Origin of the sequence: Zestomonas carbonaria, from assembly GCF_904061905.1 — a bacterium.
Taxonomy (GTDB): Bacteria; Pseudomonadota; Gammaproteobacteria; order Pseudomonadales; family Pseudomonadaceae; genus Aquipseudomonas; species Aquipseudomonas carbonaria.
Genome location: NZ_CAJFCI010000034.1, coordinates 29,610 through 51,419, shown reverse-complemented (window position 1 = coordinate 51,419; position 21,810 = coordinate 29,610). Strand labels below are relative to the sequence as shown.

14 protein-coding genes are annotated in these 21,810 nt (G+C 69.2%); 5 read left to right on the top strand and 9 right to left on the bottom strand.

Annotated elements, in window-relative coordinates; translation table 11 throughout:
• The first annotated feature begins 60 nt into the window (after positions 1–60).
• Positions 61–3,381, top strand: coding sequence for an exodeoxyribonuclease V subunit gamma (gene recC, locus PSEWESI4_RS08540; RefSeq protein ID WP_187670776.1), 3,321 nt, complete (start codon positions 61–63; stop codon positions 3,379–3,381).
• A gap of 163 nt (positions 3,382–3,544) precedes the next feature.
• On the opposite strand, the gene PSEWESI4_RS08535 is transcribed toward recC, so the two are convergent.
• Positions 3,545–4,441, bottom strand: a complete 897-nt coding sequence (locus PSEWESI4_RS08535; RefSeq protein WP_187670775.1) for a LysR family transcriptional regulator — start codon at positions 4,439–4,441, stop codon at positions 3,545–3,547.
• A gap of 116 nt (positions 4,442–4,557) precedes the next feature.
• On the opposite strand from PSEWESI4_RS08535, the gene speB reads away from it, so the two are divergent.
• The 3 genes from speB (at position 4,558) to recD (ending at position 11,528) form a co-directional block, all read left to right on the top strand.
• The gene (gene speB / locus PSEWESI4_RS08530) at positions 4,558–5,520 is read left to right on the top strand and encodes an agmatinase (protein WP_187670774.1); all 963 of its coding nucleotides are present in this window, start codon (positions 4,558–4,560) and stop codon (positions 5,518–5,520) included.
• Positions 5,521–5,614: 94 nt separating this feature from the next.
• Complete coding sequence (gene recB / locus PSEWESI4_RS08525) at positions 5,615–9,169, top strand: exodeoxyribonuclease V subunit beta (RefSeq protein ID WP_187670773.1); 3,555 nt, start codon at positions 5,615–5,617, stop codon at positions 9,167–9,169.
• Positions 9,170–9,707: 538 nt separating this feature from the next.
• The gene (gene recD / locus PSEWESI4_RS08520; protein ID WP_187670772.1) at positions 9,708–11,528 is read left to right on the top strand and encodes an exodeoxyribonuclease V subunit alpha; all 1,821 of its coding nucleotides are present in this window, start codon (positions 9,708–9,710) and stop codon (positions 11,526–11,528) included.
• Between the two features lie 51 nt (positions 11,529–11,579).
• On the opposite strand, the gene PSEWESI4_RS08515 is transcribed toward recD, so the two are convergent.
• The 7 genes from PSEWESI4_RS08515 to PSEWESI4_RS08485 all read right to left on the bottom strand — a co-directional run bounded on the left by PSEWESI4_RS08515 (position 11,580) and on the right by PSEWESI4_RS08485 (position 17,596).
• The gene (locus PSEWESI4_RS08515; RefSeq protein ID WP_187670771.1) at positions 11,580–12,350 is read right to left on the bottom strand and encodes an N-acetylmuramoyl-L-alanine amidase; all 771 of its coding nucleotides are present in this window, start codon (positions 12,348–12,350) and stop codon (positions 11,580–11,582) included.
• On the bottom strand, positions 12,347–12,940 hold the full coding sequence (locus PSEWESI4_RS08510) for a MarC family protein (protein WP_187670770.1): 594 nt from the start codon (positions 12,938–12,940) through the stop codon (positions 12,347–12,349). Before PSEWESI4_RS08510 ends, PSEWESI4_RS08515 begins: the two co-directional genes overlap by 4 nt.
• A gap of 196 nt (positions 12,941–13,136) precedes the next feature.
• On the bottom strand, positions 13,137–14,960 hold the full coding sequence (locus PSEWESI4_RS08505) for a GGDEF domain-containing protein (RefSeq protein ID WP_187670769.1): 1,824 nt from the start codon (positions 14,958–14,960) through the stop codon (positions 13,137–13,139).
• Positions 14,957–15,835: an endonuclease/exonuclease/phosphatase family protein gene (locus PSEWESI4_RS08500; protein WP_456243209.1), complete on the bottom strand. Its 879-nt coding sequence runs from the start codon at positions 15,833–15,835 to the stop codon at positions 14,957–14,959. The genes PSEWESI4_RS08505 and PSEWESI4_RS08500 overlap by 4 nt, the downstream gene beginning before the upstream one ends.
• A 13-nt stretch (positions 15,836–15,848) precedes the next feature.
• Positions 15,849–16,481 (bottom strand): thiol:disulfide interchange protein DsbA/DsbL, encoded by a 633-nt coding sequence (locus PSEWESI4_RS08495; protein ID WP_187670767.1) that lies wholly within the window; start codon positions 16,479–16,481, stop codon positions 15,849–15,851.
• Between the two features lie 175 nt (positions 16,482–16,656).
• Positions 16,657–17,262 carry a c-type cytochrome gene (locus tag PSEWESI4_RS08490; RefSeq protein ID WP_187670766.1) on the bottom strand — a complete coding sequence of 202 codons (606 nt, stop codon included), beginning with the start codon at positions 17,260–17,262 and terminating at the stop codon, positions 16,657–16,659.
• A gap of 43 nt (positions 17,263–17,305) precedes the next feature.
• Entirely contained in the window at positions 17,306–17,596 is a 291-nt protein-coding gene (locus PSEWESI4_RS08485; protein WP_187670765.1) for a c-type cytochrome, read from the bottom strand.
• A 187-nt stretch (positions 17,597–17,783) separates the two neighbouring features.
• On the opposite strand from PSEWESI4_RS08485, the gene yihA reads away from it, so the two are divergent.
• Positions 17,784–18,419 (top strand): ribosome biogenesis GTP-binding protein YihA/YsxC, encoded by a 636-nt coding sequence (gene yihA / locus PSEWESI4_RS08480; RefSeq protein ID WP_187670764.1) that lies wholly within the window; start codon positions 17,784–17,786, stop codon positions 18,417–18,419.
• 589 nt (positions 18,420–19,008) lie between these two features.
• Here yihA and polA read toward each other — a convergent pair.
• Positions 19,009–21,747, bottom strand: a complete 2,739-nt coding sequence (polA, locus tag PSEWESI4_RS08475; protein ID WP_187670763.1) for a DNA polymerase I — start codon at positions 21,745–21,747, stop codon at positions 19,009–19,011.
• Positions 21,748–21,810: the final 63 nt, after the last annotated feature.

Genomic DNA, 21,810 nt, shown 5'->3' with positions numbered 1-21,810 from the left:
CCCCTCCCCCAAACCGAACTGCTACCCTAGCCGCCATCCCCCTGGCCACCGACCACTCCGATGCTCTCCCTCTACCACGCCCCCGACCTGGAAACCCTCGGCGAACTGGCCACCGCCCTGCTCGCCCAGCCGCAGCGCGATCCGCTGGCCCCGGCGCGGGTGGTGGTGCCGAGCCACGGCATGGGTCGCTGGCTGACCCTGGAGCTGGCGCGCAAGCAAGGCATCGCCATGCACCTGGAGGTGCAACTGCCCTCCGCCTTCGTCTGGCAACTGAGCCGCCAGGTGCTCGGCGAGCTGCCCGAGCAATCCGCCTTCGCCCCGGCGACCCTCGCCTGGCGCCTCTACGACTGGCTGTGCGAAGCGGACAACCTGGCCCGCGCGCCGCGCCTGGCCCAGTACCTGGAAGGCGGTGACGAGCGCCGCCGGCTGAGCCTGGCCACGCGCATCGCCGACGTCTTCGACCAGTACCTGCTCTACCGTGACGACTGGCTGGCCGCCTGGGAGCACGGCGAGCGCCTGGGGCTTGGCGTCGATGAGGACTGGCAGGCGCTGCTCTGGCACGAACTCACCGCCGACGGCCACCCGCACCGCGCCCGTCTGCTCGACGACCTGCTGCGCCGCCTGTACGCCGCCGAACCCATCGACGGCCTGCCCGAGCGCCTGCTGGTGTTCGGCATCAGCAGCCTGCCGCCGCACCACCTGCGCGTCCTCGCCGGCCTGGCGCGGCACACCGAGGTGGTGCTGTTCGCCCTCAACCCGTGCCGCGAAGCCTGGGGCGAGATCCGCGATATCGCCGAGCTGGCGAAACAGTCGGCGGTGAGCCCGGACGACTGGTACCTGGACGTCGGCCATCCGCTGCTCGCCAGCCTCGGCAAGCAGGGGCGCGACTTCTTCGATAGCCTGTTCGCCACCCTTTTCGCCGAGCAGGGCGAGGAAGCCGGCATCTACCCGAGCGACGCCGAGCTGGCCGACGACAGCCTGCTGCGCGCCCTGCAACAGGACATCCTGCGGCTCAGGACGCGCAGCCCCGAGGAGCGCCTGGCGCTGCGCGACGACGACCGCTCGCTGGAGCTGCACATCGCCCACTCGCCGCTGCGCGAGGTGGAAATCCTCCACGACCAGTTGCTCGCCCGCTTCGCCGCCGACCCGACGCTGAGCCCCGACCAGGTGGTGGTGCTGACCCCCGACATCGAGCGCTACGCGCCGTGCATCGAAGCGGTGTTCGCCCCGCGCGACGGCGTGCCGCGCATCCCCTTCAGCCTCGCCGACCGCAGCCGCCGTGCCGAAGTCCCGCTGCTCGAAGCCTTCCTCGAACTGCTCGCCCTGCCGGAAAGCCGTTTCGCCGCCGAAGACATCCTCGCCTGGCTGGAACAACCGGCCATCGCCCGCCGCGCCGGCATCGAGCGCGAGGACCTGCCGCTACTGCGCGACTGGCTGCGCGAGGCCGGCGTGCGCTGGGGCCGTGACGCCGAACACCGTGCCAGCCTGGGCCTGCCGGCGGACGCCGCGTTCACCTGGCGCGAAGGGCTCGACCGCCTGCTGCTGGGCTTCGCCGCGCCGCCGCAACTGGCCGGCGACGCCGCGCCGCTGCTCGGCGACCACTGGCCGCTGGACGCCCTGGAGGGCGCGCGTGGGCAATTGCTCGGCCGCCTGGCGGCCTTCGTCGGACTGCTCGGCGACCTCGCCGAACGCCTGCACCGGCCGCGCCCGCTGGCCGACTGGGCGGACGAACTGCAACGGCTGATCGACGCACTGTTCGACGAAAGCGAGGCCGGCGACAGCCTGCTGCAACTCAGCCAGGCTTGCGCGGCACTGCGCGAGCAGGCGCAGGCGGCCGGCATCCAGCGCCCGCTGGAACTGCCGCTGGTGCGCCAGCAGCTCGGCGCGCTGCTCGAAGCGGGCGGCGGCGCCAGCGGCTTCCTCACCGGCGCGGTGACCTTCTGCACCATGGTGCCGATGCGCAGCCTGCCGTTCCGCCTGGTCTGCCTGCTCGGCCTCGACGACGGTGCCCTGCCCCGGCGCACTCCGGCCGCCGGTTTCGACCTGATCGCCCAGCACCCGCGTCGCGGCGACCGCGCCCGGCGCCTGGACGACCGCTACCTGCTGCTGGAAACCCTGCTCTCCGCCCGCGACGCGCTGTACCTCAGCTACGTCGGCCGCGACCCGCGCGACAACGCCGAGCTGCCGCCCTCGGTGCTGGTCAGCGAGTTGCTGGAAGCCATCGACGCCACCGCCGTCGCACCTCGTAGGCGCGAGCTGGCTCGCGATCCGTCGGCAGTGCCGGAAGCGCGGGCGGACGAACAAAAAGCCAGCGCGTGGATCACCATCGCCCACCCGCTGCAACCCTTCGCCCCCGGCAACTTCGCCGACGACCGCCACACCGGCTTCGCCGCCCCCTGGTTCCGCGCCGCCGAGCGCCTGGCGCAACCGGCCGACAGCGAGCCGACACCCTTCGCCACCCGCCTGCCGGAACCCGACGCCGACTGGCTGCGCATCGAGCCGGCCGACCTGCTGGCCTGCTTCCGCCACCCGGCGCGCTTCCTGCTCGAGCGGCGTCTCGGCCTGCGCCTGGCCGAGCAGGAGGAAAGCCTCGCCGGCGACGAACCCTTCAGCCTCGAACCGGCCGCCTATCGCGGCCTGCGCCGGCTCGCCCTGCAAGCGGTGGAACACGACTGGAGCGCCGACGAGGAGCGCCGGGTGGCGCGCGCCGCCGGCTGGCTGCCCAGTGGCGAACTCGGCCAGGCGCTGTGGGGCAAGCTGCGCGGCCCGGTGCGTGCCTTCGCGCCGAGGCTGTTCGAGGCGCGCCCGATCGAGGCGCCGCAGCCGCTGGCGGTGGATATCCAGTTGGCCGGCGTGCACGTCCACGGCTGGCTCGACGGCGTCACCCCGGACGGGCTGTTCGAATGGCGCCTCAACCGCCCTTCGGCCTGGGACCTGCCCGGCTTCTGGCTGCGCCACCTGTTGCTGAACGTCGCCGCGACCGGGGACATCGCCCGCCACAGCCTGCTGATCTCGCCGGCCGGCGACTGGCAGCTCGGTCCCCGGGCCGATGCCGCCGCACTGCTCGAACCCTGGCTGCGCGCCTATCGCCAGGCGCTCTGCGAACCGCTGCCATTCCTCGTGCGCAGCAGCTATGAATTCGCCAGGGCCAAGTGCACGCCGAGCCCGCGCAGCCGCAAGGAACCCCTCGACGCCGCTCGCGACGCGGCGAATAACGCCTGGCTGGGCGCCGACTTCAGCCCGATCCCCGGCGAAGCCCTCGACCCCTGGTACGCCCTCGCCTTCCGCGACCGCGAACCCCTCGACGAACACTTCGAAGCCCTCGCCGAACAACTCCTCGGCCCCCCGCTGCTGGCCCTGGCCCAAGGCGACGACGAGTAACCCAATGGGCTACCCCAACCTGTAGGAGCGGCCCATGGCCGCGAGGGGGCGTGCGGGTATCGCCGTGCTCGACCCAGCGCCGCGCGCACCGATCGGAGGACCACGCCTGGCGTTCCGTCATGACTCTGAGCCGTTCCCTGGGAAACGGTGCGCACGGCGCACCCTACCTGAAGAAGGCCCCCAGTAGATCCTCGACGAACGCCTTCTGCGCCTCGCTCGGCTGGCGGCCACGGTGCCGGGCAAGGAGGAACTGCACCTGGTAGCCGGAGCCTTCCGCCCGCAGGGGGCGCAATTCGCCGCGCGCTTCCCAGGGTGCGGCGATGTGCACCGGCAGGTAGCCAATGTGCGCGCCGGAGAGAATGAGCGCCAGGCAGCCCTCCACCTGTTCGCAGCGCGCGCTGCTCGGCCCGGTCTGGTAGGGATCGCCGGCGCTGACGTAGCGGTAGGAATGCACCACCCGGTCGCACCCGGTCAGCGCCTCGGCCGAAGGCTCGGCGCAGGCGAACAGCGGATGTCCGCGACCGCAGTACAGTTGCTGGTCCTCGACGAACAGCGGCTGGAAATCCAGCGCTGCCTGGCTCGGCGAGAAATAGCCGATCGCCAGGTGCAACTGGTCCTGTACCAGGCGCCGCTCCAGTTCGCCGGGCATGGCGCTGATCAGCTCGATCTGCACCGCCTGGTTGCGCCGCCGGAAGGCGCCGATGGCCTGGCCGATGCGCGCCAGCCGGTCGTCGTCGAGGGCTTCGGCCAGCCCGATGCGCAGCTCGCCGAGCAGCTTGTCGGCCATGCCCTGGGCCTCGCCCTTGAAGGTCTCGATGGCGGCGAACAGGCGGCGGGTGGCGGCCAGCACCTGCTCGCCCTTGGGCGTCAGGCGGAAGCCGGACTTGCCGCGCTCGCAGAGGCGGAAGCCCAGACGCGTCTCCAGCTTGGCCATCTGCGTGCTGATGGTCGACTGGCCGATCCCCAGCTCGCCCTGGGCGGCGCTGAAACCGCCGCTTTCCACCACCACGACGAACAGCCGCAGCAATTGCAGATCGAGGTCGCGCACCTGGCTGAGCATGGGAAGCACTCCATGGATCGATGGTCATCGATGTTGGAGTAGATCACTTCGTATTTATCCGAAGCAACGCCGGCCGCAGGATGTCCCGAACCGTGCCACCCAATGAGAAATCCGTGATGGAACAGGCCTACGACAACGACCAGGCGATCACCCGCGACAGCCTCTACGGCACCTGCGCCGAACCCACCTACGGCGGGATCACCAGCTTCATGCGCCGCCGCTATACGCGCGACCTGCGCGGCGTCGACCTGGTGGTCAGCGGCGTGCCCTTCGACACCGCCACCACCAACCGCCCGGGCAGCCGCTTCGGCCCGCGCGCGATCCGCGCCGCCTCGGTGCAGATGGCCTGGGCGCGCCACTGGCCCTGGGAGTTCGACCCCTTCGAGCACCTGGCGGTGGTCGACTACGGCGACTGTGCCTTCGACCACGGCACCCCGCAGGACACCCCGGCGACCATCGAAGCCCACGCCGCACGGATTCTCGACGCCGGCTGCGGCCTGCTGACCCTCGGCGGCGACCATTTCATCAGCTACCCGCTGCTCAAGGCCCACGCGAAGAAGCATGGCCCGCTGGCGCTGATCCACTTCGACGCGCACAGCGACACCTGGCCGGACCCGGACGGCCAGCGCATCGACCACGGCACCATGTTCTACCACGCCGCCCGCGAGGGGCTGGTCGACCCGGCGTGCTCGGTGCAGGTCGGCCTGCGCACCACCAACGACGACGTGATGGGCTTTCAGGTGCTCGATGCGCGCGAGGTCAACCGCAGCACGCCGGAGCGCATCGCCGAGCTGATCCGTGTCCGCGTCGGCGAGCGGCCGGTGTACCTGACCTTCGACATCGACTGCCTCGACCCGGCCTTCGCCCCCGGCACCGGCACGCCGGTGTGCGGCGGGCTGTCCAGCCACCAGGCGCTGGAAATCCTCCGTGGCCTGCGCGGCATCGACCTGGTCGGCATGGACGTGGTGGAAGTCGCCCCTTCCTACGACAGCGCCGAGATCACCGCCCTGGCCGGCGCCACCCTGGCGATGGAGATGGTCTGCCTGTACGCCGTGCGGCACAAGGTCGATCACCGCTGACACCCCATGGCGATCGATCCGGGCATAATGCGGAACATCCCATCCGTGCCCGGAACGCCATGTCGCCGACCATCCACCCGCCGGGATTCCCGGCATGAGCCTAGACCTGCAGAACTCGCCGTTCGACGGCCGCAGCCTGATCGAGGCCAGCGCCGGCACCGGCAAGACCTGGACGCTCACCGCGCTCTACGCCCGGCTGCTGCTCGAACGGCAACTGAGCGTCGGGCAGATCCTGGTGGTCACCTACACCACCGCCGCCACCGCCGAGCTGCGCGAACGCATCCGCGCGCGGCTGGCCGAGCTGCTGGCGATCTACGACGGCACGCCGAGCGGCGATCCCTTCCTCACCGAACTGCACGCCCGGCATCCCGGCGAGGACGCCCGCCGCCGCCTGCTGCTGGCGGTGCACGGCTTCGACGAAGCGGCGATCTTCACCATCCACGGCTTCTGCCAGCGCGCCTTGCAGGATGCCGCCTTCGAGGCCGGCGGCGACTTCGACAGCGAACTCACCCAGGACGACCGCGAACTGCTCGACGCCCTGCTCGCCGATGCCTGGCGCCACGAGCTGGCCAGCGCCGAGCCGGCCTGGGCGCGCTACCTGGCCCAGCGCAAGATCACCCCGGCCTGGCTGCGCCAGCGCCTGCGCGGCCATCTTGGCAAGCCCTACCTGCGGGTCGAGCCGAAATCCGCGCTCGGCGGCGACGAATTGGCCGGCGCCGAAGCCGCCTGGCAGCACGCCGCGGCGCTCTGGCAGCGCGATGGCGACGCCTGGCTGGCCGAGCTGCAAGCCCATGGCGGGCTCAGCCAGAGCACCCACAAACAGGCCAAACTGGTGCCCTGGGGCGCCGAACTGGACGCCTACTTCGCCGATCCTGCCAGCTTGTTCCAGGTGCCCGATGGCCTCGCCAAACTCGGCGCGGCGGCGCTGGCCAAGGCCACCAAGAAGGGCGCGACGCCTCCCCGGCACGCCCTGGCCGACGCCTTCGACCGCCTGAGCGCGGCCCTGGAAACCGCCGAGCCGGCCGGCCAGCGGCGGCTGATCGACCTGCAGGTGCGCCTGCTCGAACGGCTCGACCGCGAACTGCCGGAACGCAAGGCGGCGCAACGCCTGCTGGCCTTCGACGACCTGCTCAACCGCCTCGACCAGGCCCTGCAAGGCCCGGCCGGCGCGGAACTGGCGGCGACCCTGCGCACCCGCTATCCGCTGGCGCTGATCGACGAATTCCAGGACACCGACCCGATCCAGTTCGCCATCTTCGACCGCATCTACCCCGGCGCGACCGGCGATGCCGCCCTGTGCTTCGTCGGCGATCCCAAGCAGGCCATCTACGCCTTCCGGGGCGCCGACCTCGCCACCTACCTGGAAGCCCGCGCCAGCGCCGCGCGGCGCTACGACCTGCCGAACAACTACCGCTCCACGCCGGAGCTGATCGCCGCCCTCAACCACCTGTTCGCCCGTCCGCAGCCGTTCGCCGTGGACGGGCTCGACTACCCGCCGGTGGGTGCCGGTGCCAAGTCGCGCGACCGCCTGGTGCTGCCCGAGGCCCTGGCCGGCGCGCCGCTCAATCTGGTGTGGCTCGGCGACGAGCCGCTCAACAAGCAACAGGCCGGCGAGCGGGTGGCGTTCGACTGCGCCCGGCGCATCGCCGCGCTGCTCGCCGCCAGCGCGGGTGGCGAGGCGTATTTCGAATCCGTCGCTGGGCGCCAGCCGCTCAAGGGCGGCGATATCGCCGTGCTGGTCGCCAACCACCGGCAGGCCGCCGAGGTCGCCGAACAACTCGCCGCGCGCGGCGTGCCCAGCGTGCGGCGCGGCAACCAGAGCGTCTGGCACAGCGAGGAAGCCGGCGAACTGGCGGCGGTGCTCGCCGCCTATGCCGAGCCGGGCCGCGAAGGCGTGCTGCGCTACGCCCTGGCCACTCGCCTGCTCGGCCGCGACGCGGAGCAACTGGCGCGCTGCCAGGACGACGAACGCGCCTGGGACCGCGAGCGCGAGGACGCCGAGCTGTATCACCAGCTCTGGCAGCAGCACGGCTTCATGCGCGCCTTCCGCGCCTGGCTCGACCGCGAGGCGGTGGCCGAACGCCTGCTCGCCGCCAACGACGGCGAGCGCCGGCTGACCAACCTGCTGCACCTCGCCGAACTGCTCCAGGCGGAAAGCCTGCGCCGTCCCGGCCTGGAGCCGCTGCTCGCCTGGCTGAACGCCCAGCGCGGCAGCGAAGGCGCCGGCGAGGACGCCCTGCTGCGCCTGGAAAGTGATGCCGAACGGGTGCAGATCGTCACCATCCACACCTCCAAGGGCCTCGAATACCCGCTGGTGTTCTGCCCGTTCCTGTGGGACGGCAGGCTGCTCGGGCCGTTCACCGACAGCGCCCGCTGCCACGACGAGCATGGCCGACCGCTGCTCGACCTGGGCAGCGACGACCTCGACGCCAACCTGCAACGCGCCCGCCACGAAGTGTTCGCCGAAAAGCTGCGTCTCGCCTACGTGGCCCTGACCCGCGCCCGCGATCGCCTGTGGCTGCACTGGGGACCGATTGCGCTGCCCAAGCCGAAGAAGGACGGCAGCCTGCCCGACGAGGGCCTGCACAGCAGCGCCCTGGCCTGGCTGCTACATGGTCGCGAACTGCCCGGCGACGATCCGCTGGGCGAACTGGCCGCGTACCTCGGCGCCCGCGACGGCGCCGCCCTGCGCCAGGAACTGGACGCCCTGCTCGCCGGTTCCGCGCAGATGACCTGCCTGCCTCCGCTCGACAGCGAGGCCACGGCCAGCGGCGAACGCCGCGCCGAGCCGCCGCGCCAGCTCGCCGCACTGCCGCGCAGCCTGGCCAGCGCCTGGCGGATCGGCAGCTTCTCCGGCCTTGCCGCCGGCCAGCACATGGAAGCCCCGGACCGCGACGCCCTCGTCATGCCCGCCGCCAGCGAGCCGGGCACCGGCTTCTTCGCCTTCCCGCGCGGCGCGCGCGCCGGCACCTGTCTGCACGCCATCCTCGAAGACTGGATGCGCGGCAAGGGCGAGCTGGAGACGCTGGTGACGACGCAACTGGCCGCCCATGGCATCGATGCCGTGACCTGGGGAGCGACCGCGACGGAGCACCTGCGCCGCGTACTGGACTGCGACCTGGACGACACCGGCCTGGGCCTCGCCGCCCTCGACCCGGCGCGCCGCCTGCCCGAGCTGGGCTTCACCTTCCCGGTCGCCAACCTGGACGTCGCACGGCTGCGGGCGATCCTCACCGACCCCGCCCACGGCCTTGCCCCGCCGCTACGCGAAGCCGCCGCGCGGCTGGAGTTCGACCAGCTCAAGGGCTTCCTCAAGGGCTTCATCGACCTGACCTTCGAGCACGACGGGCGCTGGTACATCGCCGACTACAAATCCAACTGGCTGGGCCCGGACGCCAGCTACTACGGCGGCGAACGCCTGCTGCAGGCACTGGCCGGCGAGCACTACTACCTGCAATACCTGATCTACCTGGTGGCGCTGCGCCGCTTCCTGCGCCAGCGCCTGGCGGACTTCCGCGACGAGCAACTGGGTGGAGCCTGGTACCTGTTCCTGCGTGGGATGCCGGATGCCGGCGTGTACTTCGCGCGGCCGGCGGATGGCTTGCTGGATGCGTTGGATCGGTTGTTCGAGGGGGGGGAGCGGGGATGATCGACACTCCGGCCCTCACCCCAACCCTCTCCCGGAGGGAGAGGGAGCTACTCCGTGGCGTCGGTCAGGCGCCAGGCTGCTCCATTATCTGGAGCAAACCCGTAAGGCCGCTTAGGGGCGCAATTTGGACATCAAACTACCAAGCCACACCGGACAGTCCCTTCTCCCCCTGGGAGAGGGTTAGGGTGAGGGAGCGTACTCAACCAACCACTCCGCTCTATCAATACCCCAGCCGCCCCCTTATTGGTGCGCACGGCGCACCCTACGGACGAGGATGGAGAATGGCCGAAACCTCGCCCCTCACCCCAGCCCTCTCGCGGAGGGAGAGGGGGCTACTCTGTGGCGTCGGTCAGGTATCAGGCTGTGCCAAATCTTCCCGGCTACTCGGAAGCAAAACCCGAACGCCAAACTACCAGGCCACACCGACCAGTCCCCTCTCCCCCCGGAAGAGGGTTAGGGTGAGGGGCCGCTCTCAACTACCCACTCTGCTCCCTCAAGGCCCCAGCCATACAGACGGTACCCCCTGCGGGAGGCTCCAATGACCCTGGCCGACCTCCCTCTCGCTCCCCTGGAGCGCGCGCTGGTCGACAGCCTCCAGCGCCTGGCCCCACAGGCCGACCCCAGCGTCCTGGCCGCCGCCGCTCTGTGCTGCCAGGCGCTGGGCGCCGGCGATGTCTGTCTGCCGCTGGCGCGCTGGGCCGGTCAGCGACCCTGGCCCGACCTGCCCTTTGCCCTGCCCGCCCAGGCCGACTGGCAGGACCGCCTGAGCGCCTCCCCCCTGGTCGGCGCGCCCGGCGCCTACGCGCCGTTGATCCTCGATGGCGGGCGCCTGTACCTGGCCCGCTACCAGGCCTACGAGGCGCGCCTGGCCGGGCAGTTGCTGGCGCGCGTCGAGCAGTTGCCGGACGTGGACGAAGCGCGCCTGGCCGACAGCCTCGCCCGCCTGTTCGCCTTCAACAGCCAGCAACCGGACTGGCAGCGCCTGGCCGCCGCCCAGGCGGTGCGTCGCAACCTGGCGGTGATCTCCGGCGGTCCCGGCACCGGCAAGACCACCACCGTAGTGCGCTTGCTCGCCGCGCTGCTCGAACAGCCCGGCGGCGAGCGCCTGGCCATCGGCCTCGCCGCGCCCACCGGCAAGGCGGCCGCGCGGATGGCCGAGGCGATCCGCAACGCCAAGGCCGGCCTGCCGGTCGACGACGCGGTGAAGGCCGCGCTGCCCGAGGAGGCGCGCACCCTGCACCGACTGCTCGGCAGCCGTGGCGACAGCCCGGTGGTACGCCACCACGCCGCCAATCCGCTGCCGCTCGACGTGCTGGTGGTGGACGAAGCCTCGATGGTCGACCTGGCGCTGATGGCCAAGTTGCTCGACGCCCTGTCACCCCAGGCGCGGCTGATCCTGCTCGGCGACAAGGACCAGCTCGCGGCGGTCGAGGCTGGCGCGGTGTTCGCCGAGCTGTGCGAAGGCCAGGGCTTCTCCGCCGCCACCGCCGCCGACCTCCAGCGCCTGACCGGCCAGCCGGTGCCGGTCGCTGCCCCGTGTTCGCGTCTTGGCGAGGCGGTGGTGCTGCTTACCCACAGCCACCGCTTCGCCGGCGACAGCGGCATCGGCGAACTGGCCCGGCGCATCAATGGCGGCGACGCGCCCGGCACCCTGGCGCTGCTCGGCGAAGGTCGCGAAGACCTGGCCTGGCAGCCCCAGCCCACGCCGGTGGCGCTGCTCGATCGCCTGGAGCAGGGCTATGCGCCCTATCTGGAGGCCGCCCAGTCCGGCGATCCGGCGGTCGCCTTCGCAGCGTTCAATGCCTTCCGTGCGCTCTGTGCGCAGCGCGAGGGCGCCTTTGGCGTCGGTGGGCTCAACGAGGGGCTGGAAGCGCGCTTCAAGCGCCGCCTGCGGGTCGCCGCGCGCGAGCGCTGGTATGCCGGACGGGCGCTGATGGTGCGCCAGAACGACTATGCGCTGGGGCTGTTCAATGGCGATATCGGCCTGTGCCTGCCGACTGCGGAGGGATTGCGGGTGTTCTTCGAGGCGGAGGACGGCTTCCGCGCCTTCGCCCCGGCGCGGCTGCCCAGCCACGACAGCGCCTTCGCGATGACAGTGCACAAGAGCCAGGGGTCGGAGTTCGCCGAGGTGCTGCTCGCCCTGCCCGAGTCGCCCAGCCCGCTGCTGACCCGCGCGCTGCTCTACACCGGGATCACCCGTGCCAAGCGCAAGGTCGAGCTGTGGGCGCTGCCGGCGCGTCTCAGCGAGTCGGTACAGACCCGCGGCGAACGCTCCGCCGGCCTCGCCGAGCGCCTGGCGATGGATGCCCCGCCCGCCCCGCCGCCGGTCCCGGAACGCGACCAGCTCAGCCTGTTCTAACCCGAGCCCCGAAAGGAAAACCCGTAGGAGCGGCCCATGGCCGCGAAAGAATCAAGGCACCAACGCCCCGAGCAGCGCGGCGGTTTCGGCGTCCGGCTGGCCGTCGAAGCGGCTCGGCCGGTAGTGCAACTGGAAGGCGGCCACGGCCCGGCGGGTGGCGACGTCCAGTTCGCCGTTCTGCGGGACGGCGTAGCCCACCTTCTCCAGTTGCTGCTGGAACCAGGTGATGCTCGGCAGCGCCTGTTCGAAGCGCGGGCGCAGGCGCGCCACCCGCTGTTCGTCCGGCCAGCGGCCGAAGCCGGCCTCGGCCAGGCGTTTCCAGGGGAACAGCGGGCCGGGGTCGAGCTTGCGCAGCGGCGCGATGTCGCTGTGGCCGATGACGTTCTGCGGCGGGATCTGGTTGCGCTTCACCACGTCCTTCAGCAGCTCGATCAGCGCTTCGATCTGTCCTTCGTCGTAGGGATACCAGAGGCGCCCCTCGGGCGTGTCCCGGTAGCCGGGGTTGACCAGTTCGATGCCGATCGAGGTGGCGTTCAGCCAGGTCCGTCCCTGCCATTCGCTGTCGCCGGCATGCCAGGCGCGCCGGCTGTCGTCCACCAGGCGGTAGATGGTCGGCGGCTGGGCGCCGATCAGGTAGTGGCTGCTGACTTCGCCCACGGTGAGCAGGTGCAGCGAACGTTCCAGGTCGGCCGAGGTGTAGTGGAGGACCACGTACTGGATGCGGCTGTCGTGGTTGCGCGAGGGGTGCGAGGTGTCGATGCGCGGGCCGCTGGCGCAGCCGCCGAGCAGGAGTGCGGCGAGGAGCAGGACGAACTTGTTCATGGGGTGATGTGCAAGACGCTTTGCAGGTTGTCGAGCAGCATGTCGACGCTGAGCATGATCAGCAGCATGCCGGTGAGGCGTTCGATCGCGGTGAGCCCGCGCGGGCCGAGGAAGCGTTGCAGGAACGACGCCTGGAGCAGCAGCACGGCGACCGCCAGCCAGGCCAGGAACACGCCCAGGTAGAGCTCCCAGAGCGTGCCCGTCCAGGTGCTGCGCAGGGTCAGCAGCACCGCCAGCGCCGAGGGGCCGGCCACCGCCGGGGTGGCCAGCGGCACCAGCAGCGGCTCGCCGTCCGGCAGCTCGCCGAGCACGCCCTGCGGCGGCGGGAAGATCAGGCGCATGGCGATGACGAAGAGAATGATGCCGCCGGCGATCGCGGTGGCCTCGCGGGACAGTCCCAGGCCACTGAGGATCTTGTCGCCGAAGGTGAGGAACAGCATCAGCAGGACCAGGGCGAACAGCAGCTCGCGCAGGGCCACGAGCACGCGCCGCTTGGGGGCGACGTTCTTCAGGGCGGCGATGTAGATGGCGATGTTGCCGAACGGGTCCATCACGAAGAACAGCAGGACGGCGATGCCGAGGATATCCATGGCGGGCACTCCAGACAGGACTGCATAGTGTAAGGCCTGGGATGCGTCCGCTCCCAGGCTATCGTCGGATAAGCCCAGGGCGCGCTATGGCGTCATTGTCGATGAAAAGCGCGGTTGGACGATAAAGTCCCGTTTGCCTCCGGGATCGAGCTGCTGTTTGCCCAGCCTTCAGCCTTCCAGCGCTGTTTTCGGCTCTTCAGGCCACTTCGACGCGGTTGCGCCCTTCGTCCTTGGCCCGATACAGCGCCTGGTCGGCGCGTTCGAACACATCTTCCGCCGAATCGTCGCCGGTGAAGGACGCGAGCCCGCTGGACAGGGTGATGGTCACCCGTTCGCCCTTGAAGTGGAACGGGCAGGCTTCGATGGCCTGGCGCAGGTTGTCGAGCACTTGCCGGCCGCCTTCCGGCGGGGTGCCGGGGAGCAGCAGGACGAACTCCTCGCCGCCGAAACGGGCGATGAAGTCGGTCTTGCGCAGGCGCCGCGCCAGTTCGCCGGCGATCAGCTTGAGCACCTTGTCGCCGGCCTGGTGGCCGAAGCCGTCGTTGATCCGCTTGAAGTGGTCCACGTCGAGCACCGCCAGCAGCAGCTCGCCGCCGTAGCGCTGGCGGCGCGCCACTTCCAGTTCCAGGCGCTCGTTCCAGGCGGCGCGGTTGGGCAGCCCGGTGAGCGGGTCGACCAGGGATTTCTGGCGCTGCTGTTCGAGTCGTTCGCGAAAGCCGTTGGCTTCCTGTTCCATCGCCGCGACGCGCTCGACCAGGGTCTGCATGCGCTGCCTGACCTCCTGCTCGTGGCTGTCGTGCTGGCGGCGGTACTCGGCCATCCGCCCGAGCAGGCCTTCCAGGCGGCTTTCCAGGCTGCGCTTGAGGCTGTCCAGGTCGACCGCGTCCTGCACGCTCTGCTGCAACTCGCCGACCTGTTCGCGCAGTTCGTGGTCGAGCTGGCGGGCGTTTTCCAGTGAGCCGGCATAGCCCTCGTGGGCGGCGCTGAGGCTGCCGAGGAAGGCGGCCAGGCGTTCGTTGAGCTGCTTGAGGTAACCGGCGAACTCGCGCTGGCCGCCGTCGGCCACCGCCAGCACCAGCACCGCCAGGTCGTCCAGCGCCGGGACCAGTTCGTACCAGTTCAGGCCGCCTTCCAGGCGCTGGCGCAGGGCATCGGCCTGGGCCTGGTGGAAGGCCGGCAGCTCCAGCTCGTCGAGCAGGCGACGCAGGCTGTCGGCGACGTGCGGGGCGATGGCGCTGTAGCCGGGCTCGGCGGCCGGCAGCGCATAGGCCGGGTCGCCGGCCTGCTCGCCGAGCAGCATGCTGGCGGCCAGCGGCAGGCTGTCGAGGGTGGCCGTCCCGCTGTGCTGGTGTGGCGCAGGGGTTGGTTCGCTGGCTTCGGGGGGATCGCCGGCAAGGGTGTCGACGGGATCTGCCACGACGGGGAGCGGCACCGGCGGCTGGACGATAGCGCTGGCCGGGCCTGCCGCGACGGCTGGCACGGGTTCGGCCGGCGTCTCGTCGCGTCCGCCGAACAGCCGTTGCAGCAGGCCGGGGCGTTCTTCCTGCGTGACGCCGAGATGGCTCAGGGCCTGGTGTTGCAGGCCGCTCAGTTCGGCGAGCAGCGCCGGCAGTTCGCGCGATTGGCCGGCGCGCTCTTCGATGCGCCGGGAGAACTGCTTGAGCGGCTTGCGCACTTCGCGCGGCAGCTCCAGCCTGAGCAACTGCTGGGCCAGCGCGGTGAGTGCGCCGACGTTCTGCTGGATGCGCTGCTGGCGGCGTTGCTCGGAGTCCAGCACGGCCTTTTCCAGGCGCGGGATCAGCGCGGCGAGGCCGGCGTCCATCTGCTCGCCACGGATGATCTCGCGCAGCTCCTGCATGCACTGGTCGACCGACCTGTCGCTGCCTTCGGCGGCCAGCGAGCTGCGCACCAGGCCGCGACGCAGCAGGTCGAGGCGTTCCTCCCAGCGGCGTTCGAGAAGTTCCTGCTGTTCGAGGCTGGCGAAGTACTTGTCCTTCCAGCGCTGGTTGTCATCACTCATGAAGAGGGCTCAGCGGGTGTCTCTTCGCGCAGCATAGGTGGCATTGCGCCAGTCAGGAAGTCCGGCAGGCGGATCTCCACGGCGACCGGCAGGTGATCGGAAATCGGCTGCGGCAGCACGCGGACGCGCTCCAGGGTCAGGCCCGGGCTGAGCAGGATGTGGTCCAGGCAGCGCTGCGGCCGCCAACTGGGGAAGGTCGCCTCGACCTGCGGGGCGAGCAGGCCGAGGTCGCGCAGCGGCGAGTTTTCCAGCAGGTCGTTGGCGTGGGTGTTCATGTCGCCCATCAGCACCTGGTGGCGGTAGCCGCCGATCAGCTCGCGGATGTACGCCAGTTGCCGGGTGCGGGTCCGTGCGCCGAGCGACAGGTGCATCATCACCACGGCCAGCGCGTCCTCGCCTTCGCCGAAGCGCAGCAGGATGGCGCCGCGTCCGGGCGGGCCGGGCAGCGGATGGTCTTCCAGCAGGGTCGGTTGCAGGCGGCTGAGCACGCCGTTGCTGTGCTGCGCCAGGTGGCCGAGGTTGCGGTTGAGCTGCTGGTACCAGTAGGGGAAACTGCCGAGCTGGGCGAGGTGTTCGACCTGGTTGACGTAGCCGGTGCGCAGGCTGCCGCCGTCGGCTTCCTGCAGGGCGACCAGGTCGTAGTCGCCGAGCAGTTCGCCGATGCGTTGCAGGTTGCCGGAGCGGCCGTTGTGCGGCAGCACGTGCTGCCAGCCGCGGGTCAGGTAGTGGCGAAAGCGTTCGGTACTGTTGCCGACCTGGATATTGAAGCTGAGCAGACGCAGCCTGCCGTCGGCCGGCAGGCTGTCGGCGGCGCAGCCGCGGTTGACCCGCGGTGCCTGCAGGCTGGCCACCCGCTCGTTACCCCAGCGGCGCAGCATGGCCGGCGCCCTAGTTGGCCGCCCGCTCTTTGGCGATCAGTTGGTCGGCGACGTCCAGTGCCTGGGTCGGGCCGCCGGCCGAGCCGATGTCGAAGCGGTACTTGCCGTTCACCACCAGGACCGGGACGCCGGTGATCTGGTAGGCCATGGCCAGTTTCTTGGCCTTCTCCATCTGGCCTTTCACGCCGAAGGAGTTGAAGGTCTTCAGGAAGGCGTCCTTGTCGACGCCCTGGGCGGCGAGGAAGTCGGCCATCTCTTCGGGAGTGGCGAGCTTCTTGCCTTCCTTGTGGATGGCCTCGAACACCGCGGTGTGCACCTTGTGCTCGACGCCCATGGTTTCCAGGGTGATGAACAGTTGGCCGTGGACGTTCCAGACTCCGCCGAACATGGCGGGAATGCGCACGAAGTTGACATCTTCAGGCAGCTTTTCCGCCCAGGGGTTGATGTACGGCTCGAACTGGTAGCAATGCGGGCAGCCGTACCAGAACAGTTCCACCACCTCGATCTTGCCGGGCTTGGACACCGGCACCGGGCTGCTCAGCTCGACGTATTGCTTGCCGGCCTGGATCGGCTCGGCGGCCTGGGCACTCAGACCGAACAGGCTCGTGGCGACGAGGGCGGCGGAAACAATCAGGTTACGCATGGATCACTCCTTGGCGGATGGGCGCCGCTCTGCTGGCGGTCCCGGATTCGACCGGCGCGAGAAAGGCGGGTTCCAACCATTGTACCGGCGGCCCCAATGAAAAAGGGTGGCCGTGGCCACCCTTTTTTTGTTCGTCCGTCAGGTCTCAGAGAGCCTGTAGGACGTGGATTGGATCTTAGTGGAGACCCTGGATATAGCTGGATACCGCCGCGATATCCTTGTTGCTCAGCTTGGCGGCGATGGCGCGCATGATCATGGCGTCGCCGTCGTTGGTGCGGTCGCCTTCGCGGAAGTCGGTCAACTGCTTGGCCACGTACTGGGCGTGCTGGCCGCCCAGGTGCGGGAAGCCGGCGGCGGCCAGGCCCGCGCCGTTCGGGGAGTGGCAGCCGGTGCAGGCCGGCATGCCGTCGGCCAGCTTGCCGCCGCGGAACAGCTCTTCGCCACGCTTGACCAGTTCCGGATCGGCGGCGCCGACGCTCATCTTCTGGCTGGCGAAGTAGGCGGCGATATCGGCCATGTCCTGATCGCTGAGGTTGTCCAGCATGCCGGTCATTTCCAGCACGGGGCGGTTGCCGGACTTGATGTCGTGCATCTGTTTGAGCAGGTAGCGCTCGCCCTGGCCAGCCAGTTTCGGGAAGTTCGGGGCGGGGCTGTTGCCGTCGGGGCCGTGGCAGGCGCCGCAAACGGCTACTTTGGCCTGGCCGGCGGTTGCATCGCCTGCGGCATGAGCCATACCGGTGATGCCCAGGGTCAACAGCAGACTCACGAGTACTTTGTTCATCAGCTAATCCAATTACGGCTAAGGGAGAAAATCCAACCTGGGGTTAACGGCTCATCCATTCGATGGCGGCACGATAATCCTCGGCGCTACAGTCGGTGCACAAGCCGCGGGGCGGCATGGCGTTCAAACCGTTGGTGACGCTCTGCACCAGCGTCTCCATGCCCTTGTCCAGGTGAGGTTTCCAGACTGCTGCATCGCCTTTCCTGGGCGCCATCGGCAACTGCCCATTATGGCAGGCGCCACAACTGCGGTTGAACACCGCTTCCGGCTCCTGGGCGGCCTGCACGGTACAGGCCAGCAAGGCGGTGCTGACGGCGAGCAGCAACAACTTCATCGGATCGACCTCATCGGCAAGGAACGTCCTGCGTTCTTCTGCGCAGAATCTTCTGCATCGTTCCCGTGAGCGCTGGTCCCGGGACGGACAAAGCGCACACAAAATCCGCGGCATTATATACTTGTGCCGCTCAAACGGAAACGAAACCGCCCCCTGCGACACCGCGTCGCACCTGTGGAAATCCCCCATGTCCATCAAGAATCCGATCCTGGGCCTGTGCCAGCAAGCCTCCTTTTTGATCAGTGCCGCCAAGGTCGACCAGTGCCCGGACGACAGCGGCTACGAAGTGGCCTTCGCCGGTCGTTCCAACGCCGGCAAGTCCAGCGCGTTGAACACCCTGACCCACGCCAATCTGGCGCGCACCTCGAAGACCCCGGGGCGCACCCAGTTGCTCAACTTCTTCCGCCTGGACGACGAGCGCCGCCTGGTCGACCTGCCCGGCTATGGCTACGCCAAGGTGCCGATCCCGCTCAAGCAGCACTGGCAGCACCACCTGGAGGCTTACCTGGGCAGCCGCGAGAGCCTGGTGGGGGTGATCCTGATGATGGATATCCGCCATCCGCTGACCGAGTTCGACCGCATGATGCTGGACTGGTCGGTGGCTTCCGGCATGCCGCTGCACATCCTGCTGACCAAGGCCGACAAGCTGGCCTACGGCGCGGCCAAGAACGCGCTGCTCAAGGTGCGCCAGGAGCTGCGCAAGGGCTGGGGCGAGTCGGTGAGCGTGCAGTTGTTCTCGGCGCCCAAGCGCCAGGGCATCGACGAGGCGCACACGGTGCTGGCGCGCTGGCTGGAACTGGAAGTCGCGGAAGAGGAAGCCTGAATCGCAGGCAAAAAAAACCCCGAGCTTCGTATGGGGAGGGGGAAGGCTCGGGGTTTAAGGTCTGAACCGCTAGGGCGGGGTTCAGAGATCTGCCAACACTTAACACAACATAGGAGCACCGAAGGGCTTCATCAGCCATTCGCAGGTTCTGACTGGTAGTGTTGCGAGAAAGTTCAGGTTTTCCCTAAAACCACTTCGCTATAAGAAATTCTGGCTTTGATTATCTTGAGTTCTAAGTCAGGTTTCATGGGGGGTTGGGGTTATTGGTCCGCTGTAAGCTTGGGTGTTTGGGTATAGGGCGGGTAGGCGAACCTCCGCCCCTCACCCCAACCCTCTCCCGGAGGGAGGGGGGCTTATCCTGCGTGGCTGGCAGGTCGGTGACTGACCCCTGCTTCTGAGCGGCCTTGAAGGATTGCTAGGGCGATAAGCACAGCAGAGTGCTCAACCGACGCCACAGTACAACTCCCTCTCCCTCAGGAGCGGGGCGCGTAGCCAGGGCTGGAGGGAGGGAGCGTGCTTGACCAACCACCCCGATCCATCAGAACACCTGGCACTGCCATGCCAATGCGCTCGGCCCCGCACTGAGCCGTCAGTGCGCCTCATCCCAATTGTCACCAACTCCCACTTCCACGATCAGTGGCACGTCCAGCTCGGCAGCGCCGCTCATCAGTTCGCGCAGGCGTTCGCCGACCTGCTCGATCAGGTCCTCGCGCACTTCCACCACCAGTTCGTCGTGCACCTGCAGGATCACCCGCGCGTCCAGCTTCGACTCCTGCAGCCAGCTATCCACGGCGACCATGGCGCGCTTCATGATGTCCGCCGCGCTGCCCTGCATCGGCGCGTTGATTGCGGTGCGTTCGGCGGCCTTGCGCATGGCCTGGTTCTTCGAGTGGATTTCCGGCAGGTACAGGCGGCGGCCGAACAGGGTCTCGACGAAGCCCTGTTCGGCGGCCTGGGCGCGGGTGCGTTCCATGTAGGCGAGCACGCCTGGGTAGCGGGCGAAGTAGCGGTCGATGTAGGCCTGCGACTGCTTGCGGTCGACGCCGATCTGCTTGGCCAGGCCGAAGGCGCTCATGCCGTAGATCAGCCCGAAGTTGATCGCCTTGGCGCTGCGCCGCTGGTCGCTGGTCACGTCCTCCAGGGGCACGCCGAACACTTCCGCCGCCGTCGCCCGGTGTACGTCGCGGTCGTGGCGGAAGGCGTCCAGCAGGCCCTCGTCCTTGGCCAGGTGGGCCATTATGCGCAGCTCGATCTGCGAGTAGTCGGCGGACAGCAGCTTGTAGCCCGGTGGCGCGACGAAGGCCTGGCGGATGCGGCGGCCCTCGGCGGTGCGGATCGGGATGTTCTGCAGGTTGGGATCGGTGGACGACAGCCGCCCGGTGGCCGCCACCGCCTGGTGGTAGCTGGTGTGGATGCGCCCGGTGCGCGGGTTGATCTGTTCCGGCAGCTTGTCGGTGTAGGTGCTCTTGAGCTTGCTCAGGCTGCGGTACTGCATCAGCACCTTGGGCAGCTCGTAGTCTTGGTCGGCGAGGTCGGCGAGTACCGCCTCGGCGGTGGACGGCTGGCCGGTGGCGGTCTTGGCCTGCACCGGCAGGCCGAGCTTCTCGTAGAGGATCACGCCGAGTTGCTTGGGCGAGCCGAGGTTGAATTCCTCGCCGGCGATGGCGAACGCCTGGCGCTCCAGTTCCACCAGTTTTTCGCCCAGCTCGCGGCTCTGCTCGCCGAGGCGCTTGGCGTCGACCAGCGCGCCGTTGCGCTCGATGCGCGCGAGCACCGGCACCAGAGGCATCTCGATCTCGGTGAGCACCTTGGCCAGGCTGGGGATGGCCTGCAGCTTGGCCCACAGGGTCTGGTGCAGGCGCAGGGTGACGTCGGCATCCTCGGCGGCGTAGGGGCCGGCCTGTTCGATGGCGATCTGGTCGAAGGTCAGTTGCTTGGCGCCCTTGCCGGCGATGTCCTCGAAGTGGATGGTGCTGTGGCCGAGGTATTTCAGCGCCAGGCTGTCCATGTCGTGGCGGGTCGCCGTCGAGTCCAGCACATAGGATTCGAGCATGCTGTCGAAGGCCACGCCTTGCAGGGCGATGGGTGTCGAGGCGTTGGCCAGGACGTTCATGTCGTACTTGGCGTGCTGGCCGAGCTTGGGCTTCTTCGGATCTTCGAGGATCGGCTTGAGCGCGGCGAGCACTGCGTCGCGGTCGAGCTGCGCCGGCACACCCATGTAGGAGTGCGCCAGGGGCACATAGGCGGCCTCGCCGGGTTCCACCGCGAAGGACACGCCGACTACCTGGGCCTGCTGGGCGTCGATGCTGGTGGTTTCGGTGTCGAAGGCGATCAGTTCGGCCTTGCGCAGCTTTTCCAGCCAGGCGTCGAAGCGTTCCTGGTCGAGGATGGTCTCGTAGCGGTTCTCGGCCGCTTGCGGCGCCGCGGCGAACAGGTCGCCGGCGGCCGGTTCCTGGCGCAATACCTCGTCCAGCCAGTTCTTGAATTCCAGCTCGCGGTACAGCTCGGCCAGCGCGGGGTTGTCTGGCGCGCCGGGGTGCAGCTTCTCGGCGTCGAGGTCGAGGGGCACGTCGGTCTTGATGGTCGCCAGTTGATAGGACAGGTAGGCCATCTCGCGGTGTTCCTCGAGCTTGGCCGGCAGGCCCTTGGCGCCGCGGATCGGCAGCTCGGGGACCTTGTCGAGGCTGGCGTAGAGCACGTCGAGGCCGCCGCCGACGCCGGTCAGCAGGCCCAGCGCGGTCTTCTCGCCGACGCCGGGGACGCCGGGGATGTTGTCGACCTTGTCGCCCATCAGCGCCAGGTAGTCGATGATCAGCTCGGGACCGACGCCGAACTTGGCCTCCACTCCTTCGATGTCGTAGACGCTGCCGGTCATGGTGTTGACCAGGGTGACGTGCGGGCAGACCAGTTGCGCCATGTCCTTGTCGCCGGTGGAGATCACCACGTCGCGCCCGGCATCGGCGGTCTGCCGGGCCAGGGTGCCGATCACGTCGTCGGCCTCGACGCCTTCGATGCACAGCAGCGGCAGGCCGAGGGCGCGCACGCAGGCGTGCAGCGGCTCGATCTGCACCCGCAGTTCGTCCGGCATCGGCGGGCGATGCGACTTGTATTCGGCGAACAGTTCGTCGCGGAACGTCGGGCCCTTGGCGTCGAAAACCACCGCGAAGGGGCTGTCCGGATACTGCTTGCGCAGGCTCTTGAGCATGTTCAGCACACCCTTCACCGCCCCGGTGGGCATGCCCTTGGAGGTGGTCAGCGGGGGCAGGGCGTGGAAGGCGCGGTACAGGTAGGAGGAACCGTCCACCAGGACCAGGGGAGCATTCGACATGAGCGGGATCAACCTTTTCGACGGGCCCAGCGCTAAACTAGCTGGAACATTGACGACAAAGGG